This window comes from Streptomyces sp. NPDC058534 (assembly GCF_042717365.1).
Taxonomy (GTDB): domain Bacteria; phylum Actinomycetota; class Actinomycetes; order Streptomycetales; family Streptomycetaceae; genus Streptomyces.
Genome location: NZ_JBHXNW010000008.1, coordinates 20,903 through 27,247, shown reverse-complemented (window position 1 = coordinate 27,247; position 6,345 = coordinate 20,903). Strand labels below are relative to the sequence as shown.

At 69.8% G+C, this 6,345-nt stretch carries 7 protein-coding genes; all 7 read right to left on the bottom strand.

The genetic code is table 11. The features are described 5' to 3' along the window. Positions 1-181: 181 nt before the first annotated feature. The 7 genes from divIVA to ftsQ all read right to left on the bottom strand — a co-directional run bounded on the left by divIVA (position 182) and on the right by ftsQ (position 6,331). On the bottom strand, positions 182-1,405 hold the full coding sequence (gene divIVA, locus ACFWR9_RS06640; RefSeq protein WP_383836515.1) for an apical growth/hyphal branching protein DivIVA: 1,224 nt from the start codon (positions 1,403-1,405) through the stop codon (positions 182-184). Between the two features lie 55 nt (positions 1,406-1,460). After that, complete coding sequence (locus ACFWR9_RS06635; protein WP_122614930.1) at positions 1,461-1,745, bottom strand: YggT family protein; 285 nt, start codon at positions 1,743-1,745, stop codon at positions 1,461-1,463. A gap of 81 nt (positions 1,746-1,826) precedes the next feature. Then, positions 1,827-2,468, bottom strand: coding sequence for a cell division protein SepF (sepF, locus tag ACFWR9_RS06630; protein ID WP_383836511.1), 642 nt, complete (start codon positions 2,466-2,468; stop codon positions 1,827-1,829). Positions 2,469-2,597: 129 nt separating this feature from the next. Continuing rightward, on the bottom strand, positions 2,598-3,317 hold the full coding sequence (locus ACFWR9_RS06625; protein WP_383836508.1) for a YggS family pyridoxal phosphate-dependent enzyme: 720 nt from the start codon (positions 3,315-3,317) through the stop codon (positions 2,598-2,600). 6 nt (positions 3,318-3,323) lie between these two features. Continuing rightward, complete coding sequence (gene pgeF / locus ACFWR9_RS06620; protein WP_383836505.1) at positions 3,324-4,052, bottom strand: peptidoglycan editing factor PgeF; 729 nt, start codon at positions 4,050-4,052, stop codon at positions 3,324-3,326. Next, a complete protein-coding gene (gene ftsZ, locus ACFWR9_RS06615) occupies positions 4,049-5,248 on the bottom strand; it encodes a cell division protein FtsZ (RefSeq protein ID WP_383836502.1) in 1,200 nt (399 codons plus the stop codon). Before ftsZ ends, pgeF begins: the two co-directional genes overlap by 4 nt. A gap of 288 nt (positions 5,249-5,536) precedes the next feature. Next, the gene (gene ftsQ / locus ACFWR9_RS06610; RefSeq protein WP_383836499.1) at positions 5,537-6,331 is read right to left on the bottom strand and encodes a cell division protein FtsQ; all 795 of its coding nucleotides are present in this window, start codon (positions 6,329-6,331) and stop codon (positions 5,537-5,539) included. Positions 6,332-6,345: the final 14 nt, after the last annotated feature.

Sequence of the window (6,345 nt, the reverse complement as noted above, 5' to 3'; positions counted from 1 at the left end):
GGGTGCTCGCCCCCGGGCGCGGGGGGGGTGGCTGTTTTGGGGGCGGGGCCCCCCCCCCCGCCCCACGCGGGCCCGCCGTGGTAAAACACCCAGGGGCGGGCCCGGGGAAAAAACCCGGGGCCCCGCCCTGAACGCTGCCGACTGCTGCGCCGTACTACCTACCGGACGTCGGTGCGCCGGCTCAGTTGTCGTCCTCGTCGATCAGGAACCCGCGCATCGGCGAGGGCGCCTGCCCCATCGGCGACGGACCCTGCGGCCGTACCGGGGCCATCGGCTGGGTCATCGCCGGCGACATCTGCTGCTGACCGCCGTAGGACGGACCGGACTGGCCCGGCCCACCGCCCATCGACTGGTTGCCGCCGTAGGACGGGGCACTCGCGCCGGCCGGTGCCATCGAGGGTGCCGGGGACGGCGGCAGAGAAGCCGTCGCGGGCGTACGCGGCGGGGCGAGCGAGTCGTCCGCCTGGGTCTCCAGCTGACGCAGCTGCGACTCCAGGTAGGACTTCAGCCGCGTGCGGTACTCGCGCTCGAAGCCGCGCAGGTCCTCGACCTTGCGCTCCAGCGTGGCGCGGGCGGACTCCAGGGAGCCCATCGCGACGCGGTGCTTTTCCTGCGCGTCCCGCTCCAGGGCGTCCGCCTTGGCACGGGCGTCCCGCTCCAGACCCTCGGCACGCGAACGCGCCTCGCCGACGATCTTGTTGGCCTCGGAACGGGCCTCGGCGATCGCCTGGTCGGCGGTCTGCTGGGCCAGCGACAGGACCCGGGCGGCGCTGTCGCCACCGGGGCCGCCCTGACCGGGCATGCCGGGGCCACCGGGGCCCTGCGGCGGACCGCCCATGGGGCCGCCCATCGGACCGGGACCCATCTGGCCCTGCATCGGACCCGGGCCCTGGCCCATCGGCCCGGGACCCTGACCCATCGGGCCGGGACCCTGCGGGCCACCCTGTCCGCCGGGGCCGGCGGGCAGCTGCGGGGCACCGCTCGGCAGCTGGGGCGGGCCACCCATGGGGCCACCCATCTGCTGCTGCGGCGGGCCCGATATGCCGGCGGGCACCGGAGCGCCGGGACCTCGCATGCCCTGCTGGGGCATACCGCCCTGCTGGGGCATACCGCCCTGCTGGGGCATCCCACCCTGCTGGGGCATGCCGCCCTGCTGCGGTGGATGCTGCCCGTGCTGCTGGTCCTGCGGGGGTTCCGGAGGCTTGCGCATGTTCTGCTGGTTCTGCGCGGCCGCACGCGTCGCCGCGGCCAGCTTGGCGCGCAGGTCCTCGTTCTCGCGGAGCAGGCGGGTCAGTTCGGCTTCGACCTCATCGAGGAAGGCATCGACCTCGTCCTCGTCATAGCCTTCTCGGAGGCGGACGGTCGTGAACTGCTTGTTCCGCACGTCCTCGGGGGTCAACGGCATCTCTTCACCTCAACGTTGTCGTCGGCATTCGGCAAGCCCGTATCTCTCTCATCGTTCACAGCCGGCTCACGATGTGGATCAGGATGTAGACGATGATCATCAGTACGAAGAAGGACAGGTCGAGCGCCACGCCCCCGAGACGCAGCGGCGGGATGAACCGCCGCAGAAGCTTCAACGGTGGATCGGTGACAGTGTAAGTGGCCTCCAGAACGACCACCATCGCCTTGCCGGGTTGCCACGAGCGGGCGAACTGGAAGACGTAGTCCATGACCAACCGGAAGATGAGCACGATGAGGAAGCACATCAGCGCGATGTAGACGACATCCAGGACCACGCTCATGATTGGTGCTTCCCTCTCCCCTGAACCATCTCTCGGAACCGTCCTCGGATCCGTGTTCTTGCTCTGTACCGGTGGTGCGTCTCAGCTCTGGTTGAAGAACCCGCCCTCTGCGATGCGGGCCTTGTCCTCCGCCGTGACATCGACGTTAGCAGGAGACAGCAGGAACACCTTCTGCGTCACCCGCTCGATACTGCCGTGAAGACCAAACACCAAACCGGCCGCAAAGTCGACAAGTCGCTTCGCGTCTGTGTCATCCATCTCAGTGAGATTCATGATCACGGGAGTGCTCTCACGGAAGTGTTCCCCGATGGTACGGGCCTCGTTGTAGGTCCGGGGGTGAAGCGTGGTGATGCGGTAGGGCTCTCGTTCGGACACGACCTTGGGCATGATGACCGGTGCGCTCTTTTCCAGGCTTGCGCGTTCTTGTGTGATGGACGCCACGGGCGCGATCCGCGCCGGGCGCCCGGATTCCGCCGCGAGCGAAGCGGCACGGGGCACCGGCTCGCGCTGCGCGGGCGGTTGCATGATTCGCACCTCTTCGTCCCTTTGGGGCTGGTGTGAACCGTGCGACTGATGTGCCGGTTCGTGTCGCCGGTGGTCCCGCTCGGGCTCCGGGTCCAGTTCCGGTTCGAAGTCGTCGTCGGGGTCGAACCCCCGGCCGTCGTAACCATCGTCCTCCACGAGGCCGAGGTAGACCGCCATCTTGCGCATCGCGCCGGCCATGCTCTGAGTCCTCCGCTCTGTGGTGGATCGGCTGACGACTGCCAAATGCCTGCGATCCACGAGGTCGTTGCGTCCGCCTTTCGGCGGTAATGACCATATTTTCTGCTGTGGTCCGACTTCTTGGCGACGTTACCCGAGCCTGGGGCGGACTCCGAGTACCGCAGTGCCGACGCGTACATGTGTCGCTCCGGCGGCCACGGCCTGTTCGAGGTCCGCACTCATGCCTGCGGAGACCATGTTCGCAGTCGGATGGGCTCGGCGCACCCAGGTCGACAAATCCATGAGGCGCTCGAACGCCGCCTGTTGGCGTCCCGCGTACTCGCCGGTGAGGGGGGCCACCGTCATCAGCCCGTCGAGCCGCAGCCCGTCCGCCCCGGCGACCACGCCGGCCAACTCCTCGATCCCGGCGGGCGAGACGCCGCCGCGCTCACCGCGCCCGCTCTCCCCCGCGTCGAGCGCCACCTGGAGGAGGCACCCCACCTCGCGGCCGGTCCGCACGGCCTCCTTCGACAGGGCCGTGACGAGCCTGGCCCGGTCGATGGACTGCACCACATCCGCGTATCCGGCCACGGAGCGCACCTTGTTGGTCTGCAACTGGCCGACGAAATGCCAGGAAAGCGGCAGATCCGAGCAGGCGGCGGCCTTCGGCGCGGCGTCCTGGTCGCGGTTCTCGGCGACGTGCCGCACGCCGAGTCCGGAGAGAATGCGCACATCGTCCGCCGGATAGGTCTTGGTGACCACGATGAGGGTGACCTCGTCGCGGGGGCGGCCGGCGGCCGCGCAGGCGGCGCTGATGCGCTCCTCCACCTTCGCCAGGTTGGCGGCGAGTTCGTGCTTACGGTCCGTCATGCCCCATCAGTCCAGCCAGACATAGCCCGCGAGCCGCCCGGTGGTGCGGTCGCGTCGGTACGAGAAGTGGTCCTGCGACTCCAGCGTGCACACCGGCGACCGCACCCGGTCGCGCACCCCGAAGCGTTCGAGCTGCGCGTGCACGCCCGCGGCCACGTCGACCGCCGGGGTGCCCCAGCTCGTTTCGGCGTGTGCGGCCGGCTCGGCGGCGGCCACCTCGGCCCGCATCTCCTCGGGTACCTCGTAGCACCGGCCGCACACGGCGGGTCCGGTGCGGGCGACGATCCGGGTGGGGTCGGCGCCGAGTCCGGCCATCGCCCGTACGGCCGCGGGGACGACCCCGGCGACCAGGCCGGGCCGGCCGGCGTGGGCCGCGGCGGCGACTTTGGCGACCGGGTCGGCGAGGAGGACGGGCACGCAGTCGGCGGTGAGGACGGCGAGGGCGAGACCGCGTTCGGCGGTGATGACCGCGTCGACCCGCGGGGCCGGGCTCTCTCCCCAGGGACCGTCGACGACGGCGACGTCGGCGCCGTGCACCTGGTTCATCCAGACCACCCGGTCCGGGTCGACGCCCAGCGACTTGGCGGCCAGCTCCCGGTTGGCCGTGACGGCGCCGGGGTCGTCGCCGACCGCGCCGCCGAGATTGAGCTCTTCGTACGGAACGGCGCTCACTCCGCCCCACCGGTCGGTGAAGCCGAAGTGCGCGCCGTTCACGGTGTCGCGCTGTCCTATCACTTCAGGAAGTCCGGCACGTCCAGTTCCTCGGCGGCGCTGTCCGAGTAGGTCCGCGACGGCGGGACCGGCGGGGAGACCGGCGGCAGGTCGGCGACCGGCTCCGGGGCGGGCGCCTGCTCCGGCTCCTCCTTCGGCTTGACGCTGCCGAGCGAGCCGAAGGACGGACGGCTGTCGGTCTGCCGCGCCGGGGTGGGCTCCTCGCGCTTGGCCGAGGAGGAGCCGAGGACGTTGTCCCGCTTGGACGGCGGCTGGCCCCCGTCGAAGCCGGCCGCGATCACGGTGACCCGCACCTCGTCGCCGAGCGCGTCGTCGATGACCGCGCCGAAGATGATGTTGGCCTCGGGGTGGGCGGCCTCGCTGACCAGCTGGGCGGCCTCGTTGATCTCGAACAGGCCGAGGTCGGAGCCGCCGGAGATGGAGAGCAGGACGCCCCGGGCGCCGTCGATGGACGCCTCCAGGAGCGGCGAGGAGATCGCCATCTCGGCGGCGGCCACCGCGCGGTCGTCGCCGCGGGCCGAGCCGATGCCCATGAGGGCGGAGCCGGCCTCGGACATGACCGACTTGACGTCGGCGAAGTCCAGGTTGATCAGGCCGGGCGTGGTGATCAGGTCGGTGATGCCCTGCACACCGGACAGCAGCACCTGGTCGGCGGACTTGAACGCGTCGAGCACGCTGACCTGGCGGTCCGAGATGGACAGCAGCCGGTCGTTGGGGATGACGATGAGGGTGTCGACCTCTTCGCGGAGTTCGGCGATGCCGTCCTCGGCCTGGTTGGCCCGGCGCCGTCCCTCGAAGGTGAACGGGCGGGTGACCACGCCGATGGTGAGGGCGCCCAGCGAGCGGGCGATGTTGGCGACGACGGGCGCGCCGCCGGTGCCGGTGCCGCCGCCTTCTCCGGCTGTCACGAAGACCATGTCGGCCCCCTTGAGGACCTCCTCGATCTCCTCGCGGTGGTCCTCGGCGGCCTTGCGGCCGACGGCCGGGTTGGCTCCGGCGCCGAGTCCGCGGGTGAGTTCGCGGCCGACGTCGAGCTTGACGTCGGCGTCGCTCATCAACAGCGCCTGAGCGTCGGTGTTGATGGCGATGAACTCGACGCCCTTGAGACCGACCTCGATCATCCGGTTGATGGCATTGACACCACCGCCGCCGACACCGATGACTTTGATGACTGCGAGGTAGTTCTGCGGTGCTGCCACGTCGAAGGCCTCTCGCCTCGAGTTACGTGTCGCCCGGTCACCGAAGCACTGATGCCCCCGCGACCCGACGACTGATGCCGATTGGGACGGTCCATAGTGCCGACCCGAACCCTAACGCTGAAGTTTAGGGTTACCAGTGTGTCTGTTCCTTGGAGTCTTCTGAACAGGACACTAAGTCGACAAGTGGCGCACGTTCAACGAACACGCCGAACCTCCCGTTTTTCTTTTCACCCTATGTGATCAGCCGTAGCGCTGCCCAGTCAGGGTGCTGGCCTGCACGGATACCCGTCAACTCGCCGATGACGCCGGGGCGGTGGGAACACTCACGTCGAAGTGCCGCGCCTTGGGCGTCGCTTTCATGAGCGCGGTGAGCGCGCGGGCTTTGTCCGTACCCTGTTCGCCACTCCCCCACGCCACGGTCCGGTCGCCGCTCAACTCCAGCGAGATGTCGTCGTAGGAACGGACCTTGACGAGCCGTGCGTCCCGGGCGACCGCGTCCGGGAGGCGGCCCGCCACCCGTACCGCCTCCCGCACCAGACGGTCCTCGTCGAAGCGGCGCAGACTCGGCCCGGCCGAGCCGGAACGGGCGGGCTCCAATTCCAGTGTCGGCACGCCTTTGGGCGCCCGGGAAACCGTGGCGAATCGGACGCCTTCATCGTCCACTTCCACGAACTTTTTACCCTTTTGGACAATCAGAACCGGAGTGCGTTCCGTCACTTTCAGTCCGATTCCGTGCGGCCAGGAACGCTCGACGTCGACCTCGTCAATGCGGAGCAATTTCCGGCGCAGTCGCGCCTCGACCGCCTCGGTGTCGACGGAGACCAGGGGTTCACCGACGGGCACGTCGGCGGCCTCGCGCACCTGCGCGGGCGTGAGTACCCGGGTTCCGGAGACTGACACGCCGTCCACGCGGGTCCAGTTCGAGCCGTAGAGCACCCAGACGGTGCCGCCCGCGACAAGGGCGAGAGAGACGGCCGTAATGATGATCGTACGAAGATGGGGCGGGCCGAACCGGCGCGCGCGGGGCGGGCCGGACGACTCCTGCTGGCGTTCCCCGCGCTCGGCGGTGGTCGGTCCGGCCACGCTCCCTGCCTTCC

What these genes read in the sequence shown, in the direction of transcription:
- ACFWR9_RS06635 (WP_122614930.1), bottom strand. Translation starts at nt 1,745, where the DNA reads ATGAGCGTGGTCCTGGATGTCGTCTACATCGCGCTGATGTGCTTCCTC.
- divIVA (WP_383836515.1), bottom strand. Translation starts at nt 1,405, where the DNA reads ATGCCGTTGACCCCCGAGGACGTGCGGAACAAGCAGTTCACGACCGTC.
- sepF (WP_383836511.1), bottom strand. Translation starts at nt 2,468, where the DNA reads ATGGCCGGCGCGATGCGCAAGATGGCGGTCTACCTCGGCCTCGTGGAG.
- ACFWR9_RS06625 (WP_383836508.1), bottom strand. Translation starts at nt 3,317, where the DNA reads ATGACGGACCGTAAGCACGAACTCGCCGCCAACCTGGCGAAGGTGGAG.